The following is a 22,958-nucleotide window of genomic DNA, read 5'->3' on the forward strand; positions in this document are numbered from 1 at the left end:
CAAACATCAGCAAACCGGACCGGGGAGGTCTCCCAAGGGGCGGGTGGAGATCAGGGCACCCGAGGCCATCCACGGGGAATTCTCGTGGCCATCAGCCGGGACTCAACTGGCCGCCCACCAGGAGTCTTCCATGGCCGTCGGCACGGCCTGCCGCTTGCGCTTCCTCGGGGTCGGCGTAACCACCCTTGCGGACGCGCTGCCGCTGCCCGTCCAGGCCACGTACCTGGACCGTGAAATACCAGCTGCCGTGATCGTCATCTACCGGCAGACGCGGACACGTCATCCCTTTCCGCATCCACGCAGCCGCATCGCCTGCTGACCTGCACACGAGTCTTTGCCACTTGTCCCACCTCCACCCTTCACGGTGCGCGACGAAAGACGCGCCAGCCAGGGCTCGCAGTCGATCGGGGATGACCTCAGGTCAAGTGTCCGGAGCGCGGGGGGAAACTCAGGTTGAGTCGGGTCAGCTCGCTGTACAGGTCGCCAGCCTGCTGGGAGGCTTTCAGGGCGTTCTGGTGCTGGCTGACGTTGCGCAGGCGGTTCGCATGGATGAGATGGAGGACTGCTCGTCGCGTCGGTTCTTGGGTGGTGGCCAGGCGGTGGGCGGTCAGCCGGATGGACTGGGTGGTGATCCCCGGTCGAGGTTGACGTGGCGACCGGATGGCAGGCAGGCTTCGATGGCCTTCAGAAGGACCGCTTCGATGTCGGCGAGGGCGGCGTTACCGGCGTTCAGCATGGGCTGAAGGCGGGCACCTCAAACGACAAACGCCAGGTGACGGCATACACCGTCAACAAGATCACGAAAGTTGATCCGTGGTGGCCCGGGGCGAGCCGTTCGGTGCCGCAGAGCCCTTTCTCCCACCGGACGAGGGCTCTGCGCTTCGAAGTGCCCCACACCCGCTTCCGAGGCCAACCGAATGGCTCCTCTTGGGAGCCGGTCGGCAACCCCATATCCGGTGCCGGAAGCGATCCAACCGTGTCAGAGTGATTTACGTGATCCCCGCACACGTCCCCGACGAGCCACCGCTCACCTACGCCGACAGCTTCGACGTACCGGTCCTTTTCCGTAACGGGCCTGCGAAGAAGCCCAGGAGGCAGTGGCGGACGGCCATGCTCAAGCCGTGGGCGGGGTCAGGTGGGTTCCCGGCGGCCGACGGCTGGTACGTCTCGACCACCACCTGGCGAGAGATCATCAAAGCTGCCATTGAGGTCGGCCGCGACGTCACCCCGCACTTGCGGAATCAGCCGCGGTATGCGCACGGGGAGCTCGTCGCCCGGGTTGCGCCGCTGTACGCCTATCTCGGCATGCACCCCGTCATGCCTAAGTACCCCGTACGAGGCACCAAGGGCCGGCGCCTGACCCTGAACCCGGTGTACGCGTACAGTACCGAGCGCAGCGCGAAGAACGCAGCCGCCTACCGGCTGGGTATGACGATGGCCGAGTGGGCCTGCCGCTCGCTGCTGGGCCTCGGTCAGACCGAGCACCTCGAACTTGGTGGCCCGATCCCCGCTCTGCTCAACACGTTCAAGAACCCGAAGAATAAGCTGCCCGACCTGTGGGGGCAGCACCAGGCAGAGGGCCTGTACTGGCTGATCGAGGCCAAGGGGGGCGACGTGGGCCTCAGCACGCTCCGCAAGGGGTGGGAGCAACTGGCCGCCGGCAGCAAGATTCTCGGCTCGCACACCCACCGCACCATCCTGGTCGGAGCGTGCGTGCGGCCTGGAGACGACCTCTTCCTTACTATCGACCACGACCTGCACCGAGGACGGGCGCCGCTCGCCTCAGTGGGATTCGACAGCGACGATGAGTCAGCGGTCGGCCCGGGTAACCTCGAAGACCATCTCGGCGACAGCGACGACGCGCTCATTGGCGCGGCCCGCGCCCAAATGCTCACTTACCTGGCGCTGCGCTCCCTCCCGCCTCGCAATTGCGCACGGTGCTCGTTTCCGCTGACCGCGCGTCCCGTCGTCGGCGCTCCGGGCTGACCACGCCCCTGGAAGACGACGACTTCACCCGCGCCATGCGGGCCGAAGTCCGCGGAGTAGCGCCCTACACCGAGCGGCGTACCCTGCGCGCCAGGGTCCGTTCCTGGGGCCTTGACGACTTCCTCACCTGCCGCATCCCCGGAACCGAGGTTCACCTCGGCATGTCCCGGAAGCTGTTCGCCGCCTGCGAGCGCCTCCACGAGGAAGACCTCGCCATCGCCCAGCGCACCCCGGAGCTGCGTGCCGAGGACCAATTGGCCGATGTCCAGGAACTCAGCGACGACGCTCAGGAAGAACAGCGACTCATGCAGCGGCGGATCTTCCGCGAGCAGCAGGAGGAAGCCCGCCCCCGGCTGCGCCCCCGGCTCCGCGACGCCTACGAGCGAGGAGCGACAAGAGACTGGAGTGATCTGCTGCGCCGTCCCCAGGACCCCGAACTCGACCTGGAAGGCGACGAAGGGCTCCTCGAAGCGGCGACGCCGGAGACGTACCTGGCCGTCAGCCGCTCCAACGTGCCCCCAGAACGCGCCTAGCCATCAGGGCTCGCATTCGATCAGAGGTGACCTCAGGCCAAGTGTCCGGAGTACGGGAAGCTCCGCGGCGAGGCGGTCGGCGCTGCCGCGATAGTCGCGACCGGGCACACCAGGGGCTGTTGATGTGCGGGGCGAGTGCTACGGCGGGGAGGCCCGTGGGTTGCGCGGCCAGCCGGTCCGTCATGATTCCGATCTCTGCAAGGAGCGCAACACGCTGGAACGGCGCGTCAATCGGATCAAGGAGTGGCCTGGGCTGGCTGGGTTAGACAATCTCGTTGACCGCTCCTATGGACGCTAACACCAGAGTTCAAGCCGATTCGTCTAACTCCGGATCTCCTTCGGCGATGCGGGAGAGGGAGAGGATCTGTCCGTGACGGCGAACTCCGGTGAGCCGTACTCCGGCGAGGGCCTCAGCTCCCAGCATGCGCAGCGGGTCGGCGATGAGTCGAAATCGAGGTGCGCATTCCTGCCCAGTGTCCTCCAGCCCGGAAACTACAACCAGGATGTACTTCTCCCGCTCCAAGATCGCCCGCCGAAACTCGTAATCGGTGAGCGTGACGGCGTCTGGTTCCGTCCCAGAAGCTGATTTGATCTCGTAGTAGACCTGGTCGGAGTCACGGACGTCGGCTCCAACTCGTCGGATACCCCGTAGATCCTCAACAGTCAACCCCTTGCCTTCCAGGTACGACTTGAGCAGGTTGAAGGCCACCGTCTCCGTCTCACCTGTGGTGTAGCTCGGCGGAACCGCTGTGCAGTTGGGAGCACGCCCGCCGAAGCCGCGACCGGGGGTCACGAGCGAGGGATTTCCCTCGTGGCGGTTGAACGTGGAGTGTGGCTCAGTAGCCGCTTGCGGCTCGGCAAGACCAATGGGCTGGAAGACGGCAGGGTCGATCAACCGACGTTCCGGTGCGTCGTCTGACGGCGTTGGTTGCGGAGAGGATGGGAATGGGACACCTGGCGTCTCGGGAACTGTCTCCAGGGTGTTCTCGGACGACTCCTCAACTGGAGCAACGAGTTCGAGCTCCGTCTCGGGGGCCGTTTGAGCCGCAGCGTGCTCGATGCGCTGCGCATGTTGCTCGGCGGCTCGCGACGCCTGTTCGAGCCGTCCGGGCTGGTCTGTCGTCGGCAGGAGTGTGAGCGCTCGAGATGTGTTGTCGTCTGTGACGTCCTGCCAGGCGCCGACCCACGTGGCGGCGATGTTGTAGCTGTCCGTGGAGAACAACGCGGCGATCGCGGCTCCGACCCCCTTGACGCGGGCGAGTTCGTGTTCACCGCGCACGTAGAGGGTCGGTGTTTCGCCGTTGAGGAAGGCTGATACGGGCAGTGCGGGAGACATCTGCGCATCCTCCAGGCTAACCTGGACGGCCAGGTCAGGGACGACATAGACCTCGACCGTCTCGAGCCATTCCCAGCTCACTTCCGGGGCGGGGGGTGGAGTAGCCCGGCGCGTCAGCTGGTCGCGGAGGTGCTTGACCGAGAGCTGAAAGAGCTGGGTCTCCGTTGGGGCACTCCACCCGTCCCGCACGGAGGTTTCGACCACGACCATGTCGCTTGTGTCCCGCTCGTGCACGTGCGCCCGATGCATCAGCTCTCGGAGCTGGTCGAGGCCGATCCCAGGTTGCCAGGTGGGCACGTGCCGGCCCAGCTGTCGGGCGATCCCTTCGTGGCTCACCGCGTAGACCGGGCGGCGGGTTGTCCAACTGCTTGTCGTTCGCAGTGGCAGCCTTCGCAGGCTTTTCGCCAGCTCAGGCGAGTTCTGTTGGGTTTGGGCCAGGTCGCGCTCCAGTAGTCGTAGACACTCCAGGTGAATTCGTTCGTTCGCTGGCGTGGCAGGCTTCTTGGAGATGGTGCGGAGGATGCGGATAGCGTCGTGGATGGACGGCTGCTGGATCTTCAATGTCTCCCACAGCTCTTCGCATCCCCCGGCCTCCAGGACACAAGGAAGCTGGTCGCCGAAGATCTGGGCTCCTCGACGGACGACTGCGGGACGTCGCCATCCATGCTGGGTAAGTACCAGCCCTTCGGAGACGCTGAGCGCGTTTCTGATGATTTTGACTATCTCTGGTTCGGTGGTTCTGCCGTAGCCGAATGACGAGTTGCTCGTCCTCCGGGCCACCGTGACTACCTCGGCCAGTGCCCGATAGACCAGCAGCGCCTGAGCGGCCGTCTCCTGGGACACGGGCCCCTGGCCCGTCCCGTTCTGCTCGCGCAGGGATCGCAACCGCTCGATCAGCTTGGGTGTTTCTGCCTTCCCTTGTATCCCCAGTTCAGCGGCGACCTCTGGAAGTGGGATCGAGTTGACCTCGGGGTGGAGGTATTCTTCGCGTTCCTCGCCGAGAACCGCAACGTTGCTCGAACTGCGCAGAGCGAGGTCCATTGGTCGGCAGGGGACTTCTCGGCAGTTGTCGAGCCAGGCGATGGTGCGAGCCTCCCAGACCCAGAAAGCGGCGACAGCGCCGTCCCGCTGCCAGCCGTTATAGGCATGAGCGACGTCGACCTCCCACGGGCTCCGTCGGTCCCAGGGCTGCCTGAGAGCGCTTTCTTGGTTCCAGAGCTGGTTGAGGAGCCGCAGGGCCGCAGCAGCGCGACGGCGTCGTCGCTCACCATCTCGTTCGTTCGCGATGTCTAACAGCACACGTCGCAGATCTGGCGAGTGATGATCGCTGAGCGTGTAGAGAGTCAATCCAGGCTTAAATTTGCGAATGGCCTCTGCTCTGAGGTCGCTGGCCGGACTGCCTGAAATGTATGCGTTAGCGTAAGTTCGAGGGTCCTTGTATGAGGGCCCCCTCGTGGAGGCCAGCGGCAGGAGCCGGGGTGCAGTTTCGGCGCCGAGACTGCGGAGAAACTGGGTGACGCTCATGCCTTGACGCGGCGTCTCCGACCGAAGGAGGTGCACGTAGCGTGCGTCGATCCAAGCCAAGTCCGGTGTGGCAGCCGCGGCGGTGGAGAATGCGTTCCGGTCGTACGCACTAGGCAGGTACGCCTTGTGGGGCGTGACAAACACCTCGCTGGTCGCCCCCTCCCCATCGTAGGCCTGGGCGCGCAGGGCGATGGCGCGGCCAACGTCGGGGGCGAGCTTGTCCCAGTCCGCCGCGGACACGTTGGGAAGCGCGCTCCACAAGGCATGGAGTTGCTCATCCGTGACCTGTTGCGGTGCTTGCCCGCTCTGCGTGCCGAGGGCGGCCAAGCGGCGGACCGCTTCCACCGCGGCACCGGTATCGATTACGGGGCTGACCTCGCGTAGCCAGGCCAGCACCTTCCTGGCGTCCCCGGAATCGGCGTTGAATGCCTCATGGAGCCGTACCGACCAGCCGAAGGCGTCGGCCAACGGTGCCGGGCACAGCGTGAGAATCCTGCCGCCATTCGCGGACGGGGGGCGAAGCCGTTTGCCGTTCGCATCGACGACACAGGGCAACTGTAGAAGGTGATCTCCGAGTTTCGCGGTCAGGCCGAGCGCGGTCAATGCGATCACGAACTCGACTGGTCGCGAGGTCTCTTGCAGCAGTGGAAGCGCATCAGCGACTTCCACGTTGGGAGAGTATGCCCATTCGTCCTCAATGACGTTGCGCCAGCGACCGCTCGGATCCCGCGCTTCCAAGGGGAGCATCGCCGCGCGGTCGGCCAGCGCGGCGATCTCAGCCGGGGTCAGGAGACCAGCCCGCTCCAGGGCGCGAGATTCGAGGGCGCTCTCCGAGAGGGAAAGCCACCCAGCTTCACGGGTGTTGAACGTGACCTTGTCTGGAAGGTCCTCGCGAGAGCGTACGAGCAGGTCCTCTTCGAGCGCATGAACTGCGGCTGCCGCGTTCCCTGCCTCTTCGTCCTTACGGGGAACAAGGGCCCACGTCGCAGCGGGAGCATCGTGGAATCGGTCGGCTACTGCGGCGACCCACATCTCTCCAATCATGGGAACGAGGGCGGCGTTCCAGGATGTATCGGCCAGGTCTTGCCGGGCGCTCACCGGATCGAACGGGGCGTTGACCCGCACGGGGTGGCGGAAGGCGAGAAGAGGGAGCCCCGCGTAGAGCATCCCGGCTTCTTCGTGCCCGTCCGCGAGAGCGACTGTGATCGGGATGGTCGCCCCTTTGGCCTTGCCCTGCCGTTCAACGGCGGGCGATGGCGGCGTGCCGTGGTAGAGGGTCCAAGTGCGTCCGTCGGGGGCCTGGGCGCGTTTGCGTTCCACTGGGCGTTCTTCACCCGACAGAGCAGCTTGGATTGGTGGGAGGGACTGCAACGCCAGCTCGAGGACCGCCACCTGTATATATTCCTGATCCAGAACCACTATCCGAGAGACGCTCCGGAGGAAGAGCAGCGCCGAATGATCCCAGCGACGCATCCAGGCGAGGATCTCGTCACCGGTGGCGACATCATCGGGGAGCGGGATGTGGAAGAAAGTCCACCTATCGTCACCCACCGCCTTTGGAAAGTCCTGGGGAGGCATCGCCGCGATGCTGAACCCGTCGAGGCGGGCGTGATAAGGGCTGGAGTGCACCTCGCGTACGGAAGAAATGGCCTCCAACGTCATCAGCCCGATGCCGAACTTGCCAGTCTGATCCGCGTTGTCTGTCTTGGTGCTGCGCCAGGGGGCGACCATCGCCCAGAGATCCGCAAGCCTGACCGGTAGCCCGTCGTGTGCGATGGTCAGACCGCTCGGTCCTCGGTGAATCCGGACTTCCGTAGCCCGAACGTCATCGGCGTTCTGGATCATCTCTGAGAGGAACTGAAGCCGGTCATTGGAGAGGTTGGCAGCCCCTAACCGGCTGCGGTCAGCCATCTCGTGCGTGATGTTGTCTGCGTTGCGAATGCGCTCGCCGAGGAAGTTGACAGCCCAGGCAGCTGCCTCGCTGTCCTCCGGCAGATACATCTCGCCGGCAGCGTCCAGATTGTAGACAGCACGTGCGGCCGTCTGGGCGCGGTGAAGTTTCGAGTTCTGGTTAGGGCGCACGTGCCTTCCCACTGAGTCGAGAAGAAGAGGCAGGCGCCTACGACCGGATCGCAGGCTGATGGTGACCATAGCCTCCATCACTGACATTTCTGGGCCAGGTGGCCCGACGACCGCCACCACCTGGCAACCGCACAGGAGAGGCCATGCGGAGCCGCACTCTCGTGCGGCTTCGCATGGATGCCGATCGGCGTCTCGCTGGCGTTCGGCGTTCTCTGCATCGTGCTCAAGACATAGGCGTAAGCGCGGCCCCGGTATGGGGGCGGATTCGGGGCGGCCCGCTGGAAACAGGGTCTGACGTCATTGCTTTTCCCCGCTCCGCTGGTCGCGGGAAGCCTCGTCAAGCTGGTCAAGGAGAATGCGTAGGACGGTGACGGCCGCCTTGCGCCGAGGAGCCTTGTCTGTCCATGAGGCGGTCAAAGCGGCGCATGCGGCGACGAGGCCGATGTGGAGAAGCCCGGTGCAAGCCGTCAGGCCAGCCAGGACGACCGCGACGATGGGCTAGCAAGGTGCTCGGGGTGACCAGCCGATGTGCCCGCAGCACTGTAGGTAGGAAGCGCGCCAAGGCCGCCAGGAGCGCTCGATCGGCCCAGTCCGGCTTCGGGCGGGCGAGGTGACGCTTAAACACGGCCACCTCATGGCGGAGCACCATGATCTCGACGTCTTTGGACGCCTGGCCACGTCCCAACAACACCAGCCAGCCGAACACCCGAACCATGATCAGATACAGCAGACGAGCCGAAACAGGCCGCGATCTTGCTCGTACCGCTGCTGAAGGTCAAAACCGCAGATCAAGCACCCTGCGACGCGTTATGAAGCGGTACAGGATTCAAGGGGACTCACGGTCACTCGACCAGGATTTGCGCAGGTAGGCGTTTCCCCAGCTCAGACGGCATGATCTTGTAAGGCATCCAAGCTGACAGCGCGGGTTCGATTCCCGACGCACCGGTCGCTGTACTCCCAGACGGGCCCCGTCTTGCCTCCCCAGCATCAATGTCCGCCGCTTAACGGCTCCCCAGAGACAGCTCAGGCCAAAGATCGGGCAGCTTGGGCGGACCACGCCTGCTGCCAATTCAGTGCGGTCTCAGCCTAGTTGACGCTGCAGATCCTGTGCGGATGCCAGCAGCTCGTCCGGAGCACGACAACCGTTCTCGTACGCCATCAAGACATCGGTCAGTTGGCGACTTGCCGCTGCAGAGTCGCCAAGGAGCAGATATGCGTAGGCCAAGTTCAGCCGAGCGCTCAGGGTGTCGTCGTTGTCGCTGCCGAGGTGCGAGGCCAGTGGGTCGACTAGGGCAGCCAGTTCGCGGGTGGCGCGGTTGGCCTCGCCCTGACGAAGAGCGACCGCCGCCGCCTGACTGAGGGTTCTCAAGGTGTCAGGGTGCCCCGTGCCCAGAACGTCGCTCTGCGCCTCAGCTAAAAGCCGCAGCTGATGCTCGGCGGCGGCGTCCTGCTCTTGCTCGAAGTACACGTCCGCCAGGTGCCGGCGCACCGAGAGCAGACTGGGATGACCGGTGTCATGAGAGGCGAGGACAGAGGTCAACAGGGACTGCAGCATGGCCTGTGCCTCGGCATGTCTGTCGAGCAGACGAAGCGTGTCGGCGTGGCCCAGGCGGGCGACGACTGTCTCAGGGTGAGTAGGACCAAGCGCCGCTACCAATGCCTCGGCCGCAGCACGGAAATGCCCCTCGGCCTCCGCGGGCCTCCCCGTCGCGGAGAGCAACCCCGCAAGAGTGCCCTGGGCTCGATGGGAGGACGTGTGCCCTTGGGGAGCGATACGGGCCCACGTCGCATGGATGGCACGCAGCTCTGCCTCCGCCTCGTCGAACCGACCGAGCTGTAGCAACGCGTAGCAGACATTGTGTCGGGTGACCAGCGTGCTCGGATGGTCGTGGCCCAGCGTCAGTCTTTCCTGGCGGAGAGTCGCCTCGAACTCGTCTAGGGCTTGCTCGACTTCACCGAGTTCGAGCAGTAGGTCCGCCAGTTCGTGGCGGGAGGTTAGCGTATTGGGAGAAGCGTCGCCCAGCGCGTTCGCCATGTCGGGAATCAGTTGCTCGAACGAGTTGCGGGCCTCGGCGAGGTTTCCTCGGCCACGCAGGACTCTGGCGAGTTCGTGGCGCGCCGCGAGGGTGGTCGAATGCTCGGGGCCTAGGACGGCGATCAGATGCGGGACGAGTCTTGAGAACTCCGTGTGCGCGCCCTCGACATCTCCCCGGTCGAGGCGGAGCCGGGCCAATTCGTGGCGAGCGGTCAACGTATTGGCGTGATCCGGACCGAGCACCCGCGTCGCTCCGCGCAGAATGTCACCGAAGTCTGCCTCTGCTTCATCGAGACGATCCTGATCGCGTTTTAGCAGGGCGAAGTTGTGCCGTGTCGTCAGCACAGTCCTGGGACCGGCATCGGCAGCGGTGTGGGCGTATGCAGTCAGGGCATGGCCAAACTGCTCCTCTGCCACTGACCACTGGCCTGACTGGTGCGCGTACACCGCCGCCCGATCTGCGAGGTCGCCTCGCATCTGGTGCTCCAGCGCGGCAGCGTGTGTCGTGTCTGCCGCGACGTGGACACAGTGCGGCAGCAGTAGCCGCCACAGAGGCCAGTTCGCCGGGACGATCGGGTCGAGCCCTTTCGCCACCGTAGCAAGTAGGGCGGTCGACAGAGTCGCGTACACCGATGCTGCCTCGATGGCAGCTGGCTGGGTACGGGTGATCTCCCTGACAAGCGGGTGAACGATCAGTGTCTCGGCCGTCGAACCGAGCCCCTCGAAGCGCCGACGGTGCAGCAGTCCGCATCCAAGCAGACCGCGTACCGCAGCTTCGAGCCCAGACGAGGACAAATTCTTGAAGTCGTTTGCGGCAGCGAGCACATTCCTGCGAAGCAGGGCGACCGGCAGTGGCTCAGGTGCGAAGAACGAAATCAGCCGGAACAGCGGCCGCGCGGCCACTGTGCCCCGCATTTCCAGCAGATCCAGCGACATCTCCCATGTACGGGCCAGCGGGCCGTGTGGATCGTGCGGCAGCGCTGTGATCGCCTCGGCGAACTCCGTGTCCAGCGACTCCCGATACGCAGCGAATGTCCGAGGCACCTCCGACTCGGGGAGCACCAGGTCACCGCTCGTCATCGCCAGATACTTGCCCACGAGCAGCAGAGCCAGAGGGAGGCCGCCCAATTGCCGCGCCAGGTGTACTGCATCGCCCTTGGGGCCGGCGTCGGGCGCCAGTTCACGGAGCATCTCGGCGCCTTCGGCCTCGGAGATCGGGGCAACGGCGTGGATTGCCGCCGACGTCCACCAAGATTCGGAGCGCTGGTCGCGGCTCGTCACTACCACCGTGTTCCCCGTGACCGGCTGCCTGATCCAGTCCCGCACGGCCGCCGGGTCGTCGGCGTTGTCAACGACCAGCAGCCATGGCGCAGTGGTCGACCTGTTTAGAGCGTCCCACAGCACATCCCGGGCTGCCTCGTGGTTGCGCCACACCTCACGCGCCTCGGCACGCTCCACCCCTGCCTGTACGGCGACCTCACGCATCGCCTCCACGAAGGCGGCCGGGGTCGCGGCATCGACCCACCAGACTGTCCGCCGTACGGCGACTCGTCGGGCGAGCGCCAGCGCGACCGTGCTTTTGCCGGTGCCGCCCATCCCGCACAGGACCAACCGCCCGCCAGCGTTCGCCACCCGCTCCTCCAAGGCGGTCAGCAGCGCCTCCCGTCCGCGGATTCGGTGCTCGACCAAGTCCTCGGGCACTGCCACCGACAGGTCGCCGATGGACGCGTCGCTGATACCAGGCAGCGGCGGAAGACTCAGATATCGCTCGGCCAGGAAGTAGAGTTCGGGCCTGGTCAGGAGATCTGTCAGAGCAACCGCATCGAAGATGTCCAGCTTGACCTGGTAGACATCCCGCGCCTCATCCTCCAGCGTGTGTCGTGTGCTTACCGGCACCGGGGCCACTGTGAAGTACAGCACGTGTTGTACGGGACTTCCTTGGCCGCAGATCGAGGCCAAATCCCTTCTGATCTTGGCGGGGACGCGGTCCTTCTGGATCGTGCAGGCCAAGACGACCTTCTCCGTCGAAGCTAGGCGCGCGAAAGCCGAGACCGGCGACGGAGCCGCGGCAAGGCTCGTCCAGAAACTCTCGGCGTCCCGACCCTGATCGCCCCCGCTGCTTACGGGGCCGGTCGCCGGCACCAAATTGCTCACGAGCACCAGACGGGCCACGTCCAGACAGAGCTGTTCGAACTCGTGGTGCGCATTGCGCTCCCCAAGAGTGTCCAGGGCGAACCGGATCAACAGACTGGACTGCCTGGGAGTGTTCACCAGTCGGCTCCTCACCTCGGCTCCCACAGGAATCACCGACAGTGTGCCGCACCCCGCTGACAATGGTGTTGATCGGCCGAGGTGCAATCCTGATCATCCCGCCACCATCGATCCGAAACAAGCTTCCCCGGCATAGAAGAGGTGGTAATGATCGGCGAGGGCCAATCAGGACTCGCCGCCGCCCATGCGCTCACCGCACGAGGAAGACGTCCGCTCGTGCTGGAGGGCCGCGACCAGGCGGGCGGCTTGTGGCCGTGCTGCTACGAGAGCCTGTGCCTGTTCACTCCGGCCTGGTTCGCCGCTGGCTTCCCCACCGTCGCACAACCTGGCCGCACACCACCAACCCCCATGTCCTCATCAGCGACAAGACCGCCCACAGCACCGGTCCAATCAGCCAACAATTCGTGACGTCGCGGATGAACCGCACCGGATACAGCGTCGGCCGGATACGCAAGGACCGCATCCTCCACGAAGCTCTCACCGGAGGAGCGGACCCGCTTCACCTGTCGCTGATCTTCGAGATCTTCCACAGCACCGTCGCCAGATACTCCGCCGTCGCCGAGCATCTACTCGCCGACGAGCCCGATCAGACATCCCGACCGTGATCCATTTGGGTCATGACGCCGGCGTCAACGACGAACTCCGCGCGTTTTCAGATCTCGCCCAGCGAACTCGCGTGTGTTCCCGATGAATGTCCTTCGATCTGGCTGAACTGAGCTTTCGCAGAGTCATGACCTGGGCGGATGTGATTATCGGCAGGCGCAGTGACCCCACCGCGGTCGGCCACTTAGCCGACGGCGGCGCATCTGGTACTCGTGGCGGAGCGCCAGCAACTCAACGTCCTTCGCCCAGATCAGATCAAACCAGCATCCCCAGCAGGCCGGACAGGTACCTCACCAACCGGTAACCAGGGATAACCAACGCCCTGCGATGGTCGCAGCCGCCGCTCGGACCACACAGCTAAGCCCCAGCTCAGAGGACAGAACCGTGTTTCCGAGCGAGGCAAGTTCGACGAGCCGCGCCCGGGGGCTCACGTGTCATGTGGTGGGGACCAGGCCGGTCGGCGTTGCCAGGGTCCCGCGCGGTGTACACGAGCAGTTGCGTGCCCAGCCTCAAGCAGTCCGCTGCAGAAGGTTCAGATCCGGCGTGTTGAGCAGGGTGTTGATCTCGGCTTCGGCCAGGCCGGCTTGGCGGAGTTGTTCGACCAAATGGGCGCGAGTCTCTCGGTAGGAATCGAAGGCGTCGGCTGTCACGCCGGGAAGGTCGAAGACGAACTGCACTTTGACCGGAACGTCCTTGGCAAGACCGAGGAGCCCATGCTTGATCGTTTCCGCCTCTTCGCGCAACTCAGCAAGAGTCTCCCCCGAGACGCTTCCGGGAGCATCCTGCGCCAGTCCTACCCATACATCGGCGCCCAGGTCGAGGGCCCTGTCGCGGGTGACCTTGAAGGTAAGTGTGCGCTCGGTCATTCCAGCCATTCCTCTCCGAACAGATGCGCCAGATCGTGCCGAAGCCGCTCCAGTCGGATTCGAGTGAACCTCCTTAGGGGCACGGTGGCGATTGCCACGACGGCTCGGTCGGCATTCACGAGATGGAGCAACCGTATTGATTCAGTTGTCTCCGGCCACGTGACCAGGAGATCGCGTTGGTGCGCGAGCTCGTAGATCCTGTCTCTGATCTCCGGATACGTGCTCAGCACTGCGCCCACCCTAACGGGCCGTCCGCGAGCAGGTACGGGAGATGTGGGTGATCGTCGATGAGTCTCGTGGATGCAGAGTAATGATCGAGAGCTGGCAGGGGACTGCGAATGGGCCATTTGGTGCCAGGCAGGTGCATGGCGACCTCCACCGGTTCGATACCTCGCCGAATCCAGCTTCTGCCAGGTAGGACCAGCAGGAAAGTATCGGGCCAGTAGGGGCTCGATCTCTGTGTCTGCCAACCAAATGCCACCCCATCCCCGCGCTGTCCGCGTGGTTGGCCTCACACGAACGGAGCGGGGGTGACAACTGAAGCCAGCGATGACCTTGATCCAAAGCGGGCGGCTGCGCGGGGAGATCACCGAATGCGTGCGGGTTGGAGCGCGTGCCGAGCACTGTGACCGCTTTTCACGGACGTTGCCCGCGTAGCCGGGTGCGGAGATTACGCGGGGAGGCCGCGGCGCAATGATCGAATGGGGTGTCGACCGTGCTCGATGCGTGCTCGTACGCCCCGTCATACGCCGTCAGGACACGGCATCATCTGGCACGCAAACTGCGCTGAGGTGGCACGAACCGTCACCCAACGGCACAGCGCGACACTAAAGGATCTTGCTTCTAATCCGACGGTCGCAGGTTCGAATCCTGCAGGGCGCGCTACCGAGACCAGGCAATCCACGGGTTGACCTGGTCTTTTGCATGATCGGCCCGGTTGCCCCGTAGGCAGCGGGAGGCCGTCGAAAGCAGCCTTGTGCCACTGTTCGCGGAACATACGCGGAATGCCCGCCGCCACGTTTTCCCAGGTCGGCACGGGAGTTTCGAGCCCGGAACAGCGAAAGGACCCCGAGGCGTCCCGGGGCCCTGCCGTGGCTCCTGTGTCATGCCGCAAGCGCTTCGAGAATGCGCCGGTTGGCGATCTCCTGTTGACCGTCGATGCACTTGGCGTAGACGCGCAGCATCACGTCCACGCCGTGTCCCGCTCTCTCGGCCGCCTCTGGGGCGTGCACGCCCGCGTTGAGCCAGAGCGAGACTGCCGCGTGCCGGAGGTCGTACGGTCTGCCCGCCAGGGGAGAGGCGACCTGGTCGGGGGTGAAGGCGTACGTCCGGGCTTCCTGCCAGACCTTCGCGTATGCCGAACCCGAGATCACGCCGCTGTGCGCGTGCGGAAGAGCCGGCCGTCCTCGCCGACTCCGAACGCCGCAATGTGATCGCGAAGGATGGCCACCAGTTCGGGAGGGATGGGCACGGTGCGTGTGTGTTTCACGTCCCGGTGCTTAAGCCCGCGTTCGTCGTGGGCCTGCCCTGAGTCGGTGAACCGCCTGTTGCTCTGTGGCCTGGTCTTCTCCAGCGTCAGCAGCCCCCAACCCTGCTCGGGGAGCCGGCAGTCCTTCTGCCGCAGTCCCGCCGCCTCTGCCGGGCGGAGACCGCCGAAGTACATACAGGCGAACATGGCGGCCAGCATCGGCCCGCGCGATCGCCCCACGTAGGTCACCGCGGTGAGCAGTTCACGCGCCTGCCTGGGGCTGACCACCGAGCGCCGATCGATCTCGCCGCTCACCTTGGTCTTGCGGAACTTGACCTTGTGCAGGGGATTCGCCGAAAGCTCTTCCAGCTCCACGGCGTACTCAAGCGCGTGATGGAAGACAGCCCGCTTGCGGCGGTACGTCGAGGTCGCCGCAGGCGTGCCGTCCAGGCGCAGCGCCAGGGCTTCCAGCGCCGCACGGGCGTGCTTGGTCTCTTCCAGATCGCTCAGCGGGAGCGACGCGCCCTCCAGCCAGCGGACAGCGCGGGCGATCTCCGCTGTCGGCTCCCACCTGAGCCGGCGACATGCCCGCCGCGAACAGCCCGGCAGCCTCCAAGCGGACCTGTTCACGCTTGGCTCGCGCCGCCGGGGTCAGACCACCACCATCCGGATAACGCATCCCACCGGCATACTCCCGAACCCCCGCCGCGAGCACGCAACCACGCCGTGTCACCTCAGGCTTTCACCCGCTGTAGTGGATGACGTGGCGAGGATCGCTGTATGTGCCGACCAGTCCCGTGATCCAGCAGGTGATCCCGGTCTCTTCGAAAGTCTCACGGATCGCTGCCTGGGGGATGGACTCGCCGAGGTCGATCGCGCCGCCGGGCAGGGCCCAGTTGTCGTTGTCGGAGCGGCGGATCAGCAGCACCTCGCCTGCGTCGTTAGTGACCACGACGTTCACTGAGGGGACGAGGCTGTTGGCGGCAGGCGCGTTCGGGTCGTTGTAGTAGTCGATTTGCCGGCTCACAGGGGGGCGGCCTACTGTGCAGAGTGCTCGTCGGGCGTGACGAAGCTGCCGAGGTTAGGAACGGTGTAGACCTTGCCGGCGTCCCTGAGGCGTTCCATGGCCTTGCGGATGGTGGGCCGGGCGACGCCGAACTCAACCGGGTTGGGTGCGGTGCTGCCAGGAGTTGTTGGTGTGCAGCGGGCCGATCAGGGTGATGGTGCGACGGGCGGCCTGGTGCATGCCGACCACGGAGGTGTAGCCGGAGTCGACCAGGTGCTCGGCGGGAAGGAGTTTCCGCTGCTCCAGCCGGTCGTGGACGCCCGAAAGCGCGGTGCTGTCGTTGCGGCTGGCGCAGGTGGTGGCGACGTCGGTGACCAGGTTGATCGTGTCGTCGTCGCAGGTCTCGGTCGTGTGGATCAGGTAGCCGGTCCATCGTTTGTCGCCCCGGCATCCCCAGCGGGCCTCGAGATCGTAGGGGGGACGATCCGCAGCCGTCCGGGCGGGAACCCGTCGTCATCGGATCGGGGCCGGACGGCGCCTCGACTGTCGGGGACGAAGTTCTGCAGGAAGATCTGGCGCAGGCCCTCCGCGTGCCGGCCGCGGGCCCGTCCGCGGAGCAGGGTCAGCAACGCGAACGCGTCCTGGCCTGCGTCCTTCAACCGGCCGACGGGTCGGGACGGTTGGCTGACCAGGCGGACTGGGCGGCCGTAGCGCTTGGCCCACTGCTCGTCGACCAGCGCGTCCAGCACGCTTGGATCCTCCCGCGCGAGCTCCTCTAACGTCGCCCGGATCGCCTCGGTGATCAACTCCAGGCGGGTGAGGTCGCGGACTGCAGCCAGCACGTTCGTGGAATCGGTGCGCTGCCGGCCCCGTTCCCTGACCAGGCCGGCGGCCTTCATCCGTTCCAGCGCCAGGCCGAGCAGCCGATCGGCGCGGTCGTCTTCGGCGAGTCGGTCCCGAAAGTCGGTCAGGACACTGTGGTGAAAGCCGGGATCGTCCAGATCGAGGTCGAGCGCGTATTTGAAGTCGATCCGGCAGCGCACCGCCTCGGCCGCCTGCCGGTCCGACAGGTTCAGCAGGAACTGCAGCACCGACACCGTGGCCAACTGCGCAGGCGACAGTCCCGGCCGCCCGTCGCGCGGATACCATGCGACGAAGTCCTCGTCGCTCCAGAGCCCGTCGAGATGGTCGCGCACCCACATCGCCGTCGTGCCCCGCGGGTTGCTCGCGCGAGCCACCCGCGCAGTCAGTTCCGGCGTTACCCGACCACGGCAAGGACGAACGGCCACCTGGTCACTCCGAAGGTTCGCGATCTACACCAACCCCCAGATACTGGCGATCAACCCCCTCTCATTCGCAGGACTTCCGGAAGATCACCGACAGAGTCGCCCAATTTATAGTGTGAGCGAATGAGTTTCAGATATGTCATGTATTGGACGACTGAGTCCCATGGGGGTGAGGCTTGCCTACACGCGTATCGAACCGGGAGACGCCATGAAGCGATCATTCATAGTGACCATTGCGATTGCGCTCGGCCTCATCGTGGGCTGTGGTTCCGGCACGGAGTCCGGCGCCAGCCGCCCGCCCGCCGTCATTCCGCCTCCTGAACAGCTCATCCTCCCAGGCACCCTGACGATCGCCGCCGACTTTCAAGGGCCGCCCTTCGACTACTACGAGGGCACCGAGCCGCGAGGCTTCGACGTCGAGTTCGACCGGGCGGTCGCCGACCTCATGGGCTTGAAGGTAAAACTCGTCGACGGGCGCTTCGCCTCTCTGGTCACGGGGCTCGAGGCAGGCCGGTACGACGCGGTGATCTCCGTCCTCTACATCACGGCCGAGCGGGCGAAGAAGATCGACCTGGTGCCGTACGCGCAGACCGGCTCCGGATTCCTCGTCAAGAAGAATGGCGCCTTCCAGCCCCGACGGCCGGAGGACCTGTGCGGACACACAGTGGCCGTCCTGGCCGGTGGCTTCGAGGAACAACTCATCACCACCGGCGAACTTGGTAAGCAATGCCGCGACACCAGCAAGCCGCTCAAGGCCAAATCGTTCCCATCCGACGTGGAGGCCACACGTGACGTCGCCGATGGCCGTTCAGAGGCGTTCTTCTCCAACCACTCCATCGTGCTGCACCGCGCCAAGCAGGTCGCTTCGTTCGGTCTTACCACGTCGAACGCCTCCCCGCTGTACCCCGTGCCCGCGGGCATCGGGGTGCGCAAGGACCGTCCCGACGTGCGGCGCGCCTTCGAGAGCGCCGTCGAGCACCTGCACAAGAGCGGTGAACTGAAGAAGCTCCTCGACAAGTACGGGCTCGAACCACCCGACCCCGAGCTGGTGCAGAAGGCTCTCGCCGGAAATACGTGACCATGGACCTTCACTTCGACTGGGCTTACGCTTTCGGCCTGTTCGCCAACGGGCAGATCTGGGACGCGGCAGTCACGACCTTGTGGCTCGCCACGCTGAGCTGGATGATCGCCGGCGTGCTCGGACTCGGTCTCGCGCTGCTCAAAAGGTCGGGTCTCGCCCCTGCCCGGCGTGCGGCGGGGGCCTACGTCTGGCTCTTCCGCGGCCTGCCGCTGCTGCTGCTCGTCATCTTCGTCTACAACGCCGTCCCACCGGCGCTGCCTGTCACCCGCGAGTTCCTGTCGAATCCGTTCAACGCCGGGTTGGTGGCGCTCGTCCTCAGCGAGAGCGCCTACATGGCCGAGGTCTTCCGCGCCGGGCTGACGGCGGTCAGCCCCGAGCAGCGCGACGCCGGGCGGGCTCTGGGGTTCGGCAGCGTGCCCCTGCACCGCTACGTGATCGTGCCCCAGGCGTTCCGCATCGCCATCCCGGGTCTAGGCAACGAGTACGTGTCCAATCTCAAGAACACCTCGCTGGTCTCGGTCATCTCCCTCGTAGAGCTCACGCTAACCGGCCAGCGCATATACAGCGGCAACTTCCTCATCCTCGAGACACTCAGCGTGATCGGCATCGTCTACCTGGCCATGGTGACCCTGTTCACCGGCGTCCAGCACGTCCTGGAGCGACGGCTGGACGTACGGCGTGAGCGCGAGAGGCGGCCCGCGCCCGGCGGTGAGGTACCGCCTCAGCCCGCCGTGCCCGCGCAGACCACCACGCCGCGGGAGCGCACACCGACACGCGCGGGCCGACCGATGAGCGCTCCCGTCGTCCTGGAGGCCCGCGATCTGCGCAAGGCCCTAGGCGGGCGGGAGGTGCTCGCCGGCGTCGACCTCGAGATCCGCCGCGGCGACGTGTGCGTGATCATCGGCCCGTCGGGGTCGGGTAAATCGACGCTGCTGCGCTGTCTGAACCGGTTGCTGATCGCGGATCAAGGGACCATCCTGCTCGACGACCAGCCCTTCGGATACCGCCCGTCCGGCTCGGCCATTCGCCCTGAGCCGGAACGTCACCTCGCCGAGCGACGCCGTCGGGTCGGCATGGTGTTCCAGCGTTTCGAGCTGTTCCCGCACTACACCGCACTCGAGAATGTCGTCCTTGCACCGCGGCACTTCGGCCTGGTTCCGCGCGCCGGCGCGCGGGAGTACGGCCTCGCCCTGCTGCGCAGGGTCGGCCTGGAACAGCACGCGGACAAATACCCTCACCAGTTGTCGGGAGGCCAGCAGCAGCGGGTCGCCATTGCGCGGACGCTCGCCGTCGAACCCGAGGTCATCCTGCTGGACGAGCCCACGTCCGCGCTCGACCCCGAACTCGTCAACGAGGTACTCAGCGTCATCGCCTCGCTGGCCGACGAGGGCATGACGATGGTCATCGTCAGTCATGAGATGGACTTCGCCCGGCTGGTCGCTGACCGAGTGGTCTTCATGGACGCCGGCCGCATCATCGAGGACGGTGCGCCCGATCAGATTTTCTCCGCACCGGCGCATCAGCGCACCCAGCGTTTTCTCGCCGCGATCGGCCAGGGGTGACCACATGACGATCACATCCGTCCGGGCGAAGGTACTCGCCGCCCTCGACCGCATCGATCCCGGCCTCGGCGCCTTCATCACCGTCGATCCGGACGCCGCACTACGCCGGGCCGACGCCGATCCGGGAGGACGGCTGCGCGGGATGACGGTGGCCGTCAAGGACCTCATCGACACGGCTGCACTGCGCACCACATACGGCTCGCCGCGCTACCGCTACCACGTCCCGAAGGCGTCGGCTCCGGTGGTGTCGCGGTTCGAGCACGAGGGCGCCATCGTGCTCGGAAAGACCAACCTCAACGAGTACGCCTACGGCGTCAGCGGCTACAACCCGCACTATGGCCTGATGCGCGTCCCCGGCCGCCCCGACATCACGCCCGGTGGCTCGAGCGGCGGGTCGGCCATCGCGGTCGCCGCAGGCGTGTGCGACCTGGCCATCGGCACCGACACGGGCGGATCGGTGCGCATCCCCGCGGCCTGCTGTGGGGTGTACGGGTTCAAGTGCGCACATGGAAGCGTGCCGATGACGGGCGTGCATCCCCTCTCCCCCAGCCACGACTCGATCGGCTACCTCGCCAGAGACCTGCAGGTGATCCAGCGCGTGCTGCGGATCCCGCGCCTGCCCTCGGCATCCCAGCTCCGCACCGCCTACTGGGGCGACATCGACCTGCCACCCATGCCGTTCGACGAGCACTGGACGGTCTTCCGTGAGCAGAGCTACGCGCTGCACAAGACCCGATCCGCGGAACAGCCCGAGGAATACGGCGCCGACTTGCACGTGAAGATGTCGGGCCCGCTGGGCGACGCAGTCGGCGCGAAACAGGAGATGCGGCGCTGGCGCCAGAGGTTCGAGCGGGCGTTCGCCGGTTTCGACCTCCTCGTCATGCCGGTCTTCCCGGGAGAACCCCCCACGGTGACCGAGGTGCTGCGGGATTACGAGGACAACACGCTGACGACGTCGGAGCGCCTGCTGTCCTGCACGCCTGTCGCCAACGCCCTCGGCTGGCCCGCGCTGGCCGTACCAGCGGACGGCGGAGCGCTGCAGATCCTCGGCCGTCCCGGCAGTGAGCCCCAGATCCTGGCGTTCGGCGCCCGCTTCAGCACCGCGCAGGAGTGATCGTCACGCCGGTCCGGGCGATGAGTGGATCTGCTTCAGCCGGGCACGCAACAAGGTGGTGAGCGCCTTGGCGGCCGCGGTGTGATACCGCTCCGCCGGGCGTACCAGCGAGATCGTGCGCCGCAACCGAACTCCCGTGTCCAGGACCTTCACCGGTGGTCCCGGCACCCGCAGAACGGGCAGCGGCAGCAGCGCGACGCCCAGGCCTGCCGCTGCCATGGCCCTGATGCTGCCGAGCGCGCCGCTCTCGTAGGCGATACGCGGCTGGAAACCCGCGTCGACGCACGCTCGAAGCAACATGCGCCGCAGCCCGGCCCCCTCGTTGAAGGCGATGAAGGGCTCTGCCAACAGGCCCGGCAGTTCGACGGCCGCGCCGACCAGCCGGTGGCCGTGGCCCACCACGAACACGACCTCTTCCTGAAAGAGAGATTCGACCAGAAACGCCGAGTCATCGGCCACGTCGTCGACCATCGCCAGTACGAGATCGACGAGTCCCTCCACCAGCATGGCCAACGACCCCTCCGCCGCTTCCTCCCGCACCACGACGTCCACGCCCGGGCGCCGATCACGGAACTCGACGAGCACGTCGAGCAGCACACCGCTGGCGATCAGTGACTGCTGCGCGCCGATCGTCACCCTCCCGGCCTCCAGGCCTGTCATGTCGCGCAGCCGGGCGCGGGCCTCGTCTGCTTCGGCGATGATCCGCCGCGCCGACGGCAGCAGCGTCTCCCCAGCGTCCGTTAGCCCGACCCGGCGGGTGGTCCGGTCGAACAGCTGTACGCCGAGCTCCGTCTCGAGCTGGCGGATCTGCAGTGACAGCGCCGGCTGTGCCACCCGGAGCTCATCGGCGGCCCGGGTGAAGTGCAGCAGCCTCGCCACTGCCTCGAAATAGCGAATCTGCCGCAGTTCCATATGGAAACAATATCAAAGCAAGCATAACTATGTATTGGACACACTTAATGGTGTTGGGACACCATAGCCGCATGACAGCGAATGCGCCATTCCCCTCTGTCGAGAGGTTTCCCGGCCTGCGACGTCTGGGAGGCGACAAGCGTCCGTTCGTCCACGCCGACGCTCCCGGCGGCACCCACGTCACCGATTCGGTCATCGAGGCGATGGCGAACTTCCAGCGCGAGAGCAACGCCAATCCACATCGGGTCTTCGCGACCTCGCTCGAAACGGCCGGCATGCTCCAGGACACACGCGCCGCCTTCGCCCGCTTCGCGGGCGGCGACCCGGAAGGCATCGTCTTCGGCGCCAACACCACCACACTGACCTGGCACTTCGCTCGGGCGTTTCAGCAGACCCTCAAACCCGGGGACGTTATCGTCTGCACCCAGCTCGACCATGACGCCAACGTCGCCCCCTGGCTGGACATCGCCCAGCGCACCGGGGCGGAGGTGCGTTTCGTTCGCCTCGACCCCACCACCTTCGAACTGGATCTGCGCAGCTTGGAAAGCGCCGCCGACAAGCGCACGCGGCTCATCGCCTTCACCCGTTCGTCCAATCTGATCGGGACGACGGTGTCCCCTGAGCCCTTCGTCGAGGCGGCGAAGGCTACGGGCGCCATCACCTACGCCGACGGAGTCGCAGCCGCCGCGCACTTCCCGTTGCGCCAGTCTTACTGGGGCATCGATGTCCAGGTCTGCTCGCCGTACAAGTTCTTCGGTCCGCACATGGGCGTGCTGTCCGCCTCCCCCCGCCTGCTGGACCGCCTCTCTCCCGACCACGTACGAGCTGCGCCGCTGGCCGGTCCGCGCCGCTGGGAGACCGGGATGCCGCCACTGGCGTCGATCGCGGGACTTCGCGCCGCCATCCAGTACATTCGTGAGGTCGGCTTCACCACGATCAGAGGCTCCGAGCAGGCACTTCTCAGCCATGCGCTCGACGCGATACGCAGTATCCGGTCGGTGCGCCTGCACGGCCGCGACGATACCCAAGGCAGGGAAACGACCTTCGCACTGAACGTCGAAGGGATCTCGCCCCACGTCGTCGCCCGCAGGCTCGCCGCGGAAGGCATTTTCGTGTCGTCAGGCCACAACTACGCGGTCGAGACCGTCCGCGCTCTGGGGCTGCCGCTCACCGAGGGGGTCGTCAGAGCCGGATTCGTTCACTACCACACCCTCGAGGACATCGATCGCACGTTCAGCGCCCTGGCCCGCATCGCGGAGTCCGCGCGCCCGTGACGATGGGCCATCCACACCA

The 22,958-nt window shown here is 65.9% G+C and carries 16 protein-coding genes and 2 pseudogenes; 10 read left to right on the forward strand and 8 right to left on the reverse strand.

Annotation, left to right across the window (positions count from 1 at the left end; genetic code table 11):
• From E1292_RS52945 to E1292_RS52950, 4 genes are all read left to right on the forward strand, one after another.
• Window positions 1-319 (forward strand): hypothetical protein (locus E1292_RS52945; RefSeq protein ID WP_220447155.1); only part of this gene is annotated, 319 nt, incomplete at its 5' end.
• Window positions 320-649: 330 nt separating this feature from the next.
• Complete coding sequence (locus tag E1292_RS31735) at window positions 650-988, forward strand: hypothetical protein (RefSeq protein ID WP_132599565.1); 339 nt, start codon at window positions 650-652, stop codon at window positions 986-988.
• Window positions 985-1,986 carry a hypothetical protein gene (locus tag E1292_RS31740; RefSeq protein ID WP_220447156.1) on the forward strand — a complete coding sequence of 334 codons (1,002 nt, stop codon included), beginning with the start codon at window positions 985-987 and terminating at the stop codon, window positions 1,984-1,986. The genes E1292_RS31735 and E1292_RS31740 overlap by 4 nt, the downstream gene beginning before the upstream one ends.
• Complete coding sequence (locus E1292_RS52950) at window positions 1,938-2,519, forward strand: hypothetical protein (RefSeq protein ID WP_220447157.1); 582 nt, start codon at window positions 1,938-1,940, stop codon at window positions 2,517-2,519. Before E1292_RS31740 ends, E1292_RS52950 begins: the two co-directional genes overlap by 49 nt.
• Before the next feature lie 307 nt (window positions 2,520-2,826).
• On the opposite strand, the gene E1292_RS31745 is transcribed toward E1292_RS52950, so the two are convergent.
• Together E1292_RS31745 and fxsT are read right to left on the reverse strand one after the other, a co-directional pair.
• Window positions 2,827-7,461, reverse strand: coding sequence for a sacsin N-terminal ATP-binding-like domain-containing protein (locus E1292_RS31745; RefSeq protein WP_132599567.1), 4,635 nt, complete (start codon window positions 7,459-7,461; stop codon window positions 2,827-2,829).
• A gap of 1,081 nt (window positions 7,462-8,542) precedes the next feature.
• On the reverse strand, window positions 8,543-11,767 hold the full coding sequence (gene fxsT, locus E1292_RS31755) for an FxSxx-COOH system tetratricopeptide repeat protein (protein WP_132599569.1): 3,225 nt from the start codon (window positions 11,765-11,767) through the stop codon (window positions 8,543-8,545).
• Window positions 11,768-11,914: 147 nt separating this feature from the next.
• On the opposite strand from fxsT, the pseudogene E1292_RS54210 reads away from it, so the two are divergent.
• Together E1292_RS54210 and E1292_RS54215 are read left to right on the forward strand one after the other, a co-directional pair.
• A pseudogene (locus E1292_RS54210) lies at window positions 11,915-12,007 on the forward strand (NAD(P)-binding protein); the annotation flags it as partial.
• A 32-nt stretch (window positions 12,008-12,039) separates the two neighbouring features.
• Window positions 12,040-12,372: a hypothetical protein gene (locus E1292_RS54215; protein ID WP_246090473.1), complete on the forward strand. Its 333-nt coding sequence runs from the start codon at window positions 12,040-12,042 to the stop codon at window positions 12,370-12,372.
• Window positions 12,373-12,879: 507 nt separating this feature from the next.
• On the opposite strand, the gene E1292_RS31765 is transcribed toward E1292_RS54215, so the two are convergent.
• The 5 genes and pseudogenes from E1292_RS31765 to E1292_RS31790 all read right to left on the reverse strand — a co-directional run bounded on the left by E1292_RS31765 (window position 12,880) and on the right by E1292_RS31790 (window position 16,906).
• Window positions 12,880-13,236 (reverse strand): hypothetical protein, encoded by a 357-nt coding sequence (locus E1292_RS31765; protein ID WP_132599571.1) that lies wholly within the window; start codon window positions 13,234-13,236, stop codon window positions 12,880-12,882.
• A 1,103-nt stretch (window positions 13,237-14,339) separates the two neighbouring features.
• On the reverse strand, window positions 14,340-14,609 hold the full coding sequence (locus E1292_RS55125) for a site-specific integrase (RefSeq protein WP_281284072.1): 270 nt from the start codon (window positions 14,607-14,609) through the stop codon (window positions 14,340-14,342).
• Entirely contained in the window at window positions 14,606-15,334 is a 729-nt protein-coding gene (locus tag E1292_RS31770) for a site-specific integrase (RefSeq protein WP_281284073.1), read from the reverse strand. Before E1292_RS31770 ends, E1292_RS55125 begins: the two co-directional genes overlap by 4 nt.
• A 118-nt stretch (window positions 15,335-15,452) precedes the next feature.
• Window positions 15,453-15,731 (reverse strand): annotated as a pseudogene (locus tag E1292_RS31780) (NUDIX hydrolase); the annotation flags it as partial.
• Window positions 15,732-16,126: 395 nt separating this feature from the next.
• Window positions 16,127-16,906, reverse strand: a complete 780-nt coding sequence (locus E1292_RS31790; RefSeq protein WP_165974844.1) for a transposase — start codon at window positions 16,904-16,906, stop codon at window positions 16,127-16,129.
• A 253-nt stretch (window positions 16,907-17,159) separates the two neighbouring features.
• On the opposite strand from E1292_RS31790, the gene E1292_RS31795 reads away from it, so the two are divergent.
• Genes E1292_RS31795 through E1292_RS31805 form a run of 3 tightly spaced genes read left to right on the forward strand, consistent with a single transcriptional unit; the run spans window position 17,160 to window position 20,753 of the window.
• The gene (locus E1292_RS31795) at window positions 17,160-18,074 is read left to right on the forward strand and encodes an ABC transporter substrate-binding protein (protein WP_165974845.1); all 915 of its coding nucleotides are present in this window, start codon (window positions 17,160-17,162) and stop codon (window positions 18,072-18,074) included.
• A gap of 2 nt (window positions 18,075-18,076) precedes the next feature.
• Window positions 18,077-19,639, forward strand: a complete 1,563-nt coding sequence (locus E1292_RS55510; protein WP_132599595.1) for an amino acid ABC transporter permease/ATP-binding protein — start codon at window positions 18,077-18,079, stop codon at window positions 19,637-19,639.
• A gap of 4 nt (window positions 19,640-19,643) precedes the next feature.
• Window positions 19,644-20,753, forward strand: a complete 1,110-nt coding sequence (locus tag E1292_RS31805; protein ID WP_132599577.1) for an amidase — start codon at window positions 19,644-19,646, stop codon at window positions 20,751-20,753.
• A gap of 3 nt (window positions 20,754-20,756) precedes the next feature.
• Here the strand turns inward: E1292_RS31805 and E1292_RS31810 are convergent, their stop codons facing one another.
• Window positions 20,757-21,665, reverse strand: a complete 909-nt coding sequence (locus tag E1292_RS31810) for a LysR family transcriptional regulator (protein ID WP_132599579.1) — start codon at window positions 21,663-21,665, stop codon at window positions 20,757-20,759.
• A 71-nt stretch (window positions 21,666-21,736) separates the two neighbouring features.
• On the opposite strand from E1292_RS31810, the gene E1292_RS31815 reads away from it, so the two are divergent.
• Window positions 21,737-22,939 (forward strand): aminotransferase class V-fold PLP-dependent enzyme, encoded by a 1,203-nt coding sequence (locus E1292_RS31815; RefSeq protein ID WP_165974846.1) that lies wholly within the window; start codon window positions 21,737-21,739, stop codon window positions 22,937-22,939.
• Window positions 22,940-22,958 lie beyond the last annotated feature (19 nt).

It is taken from the genome of Nonomuraea deserti, from assembly GCF_004348685.1.
GTDB lineage: Bacteria > Actinomycetota > Actinomycetes > Streptosporangiales > Streptosporangiaceae > Nonomuraea > Nonomuraea deserti.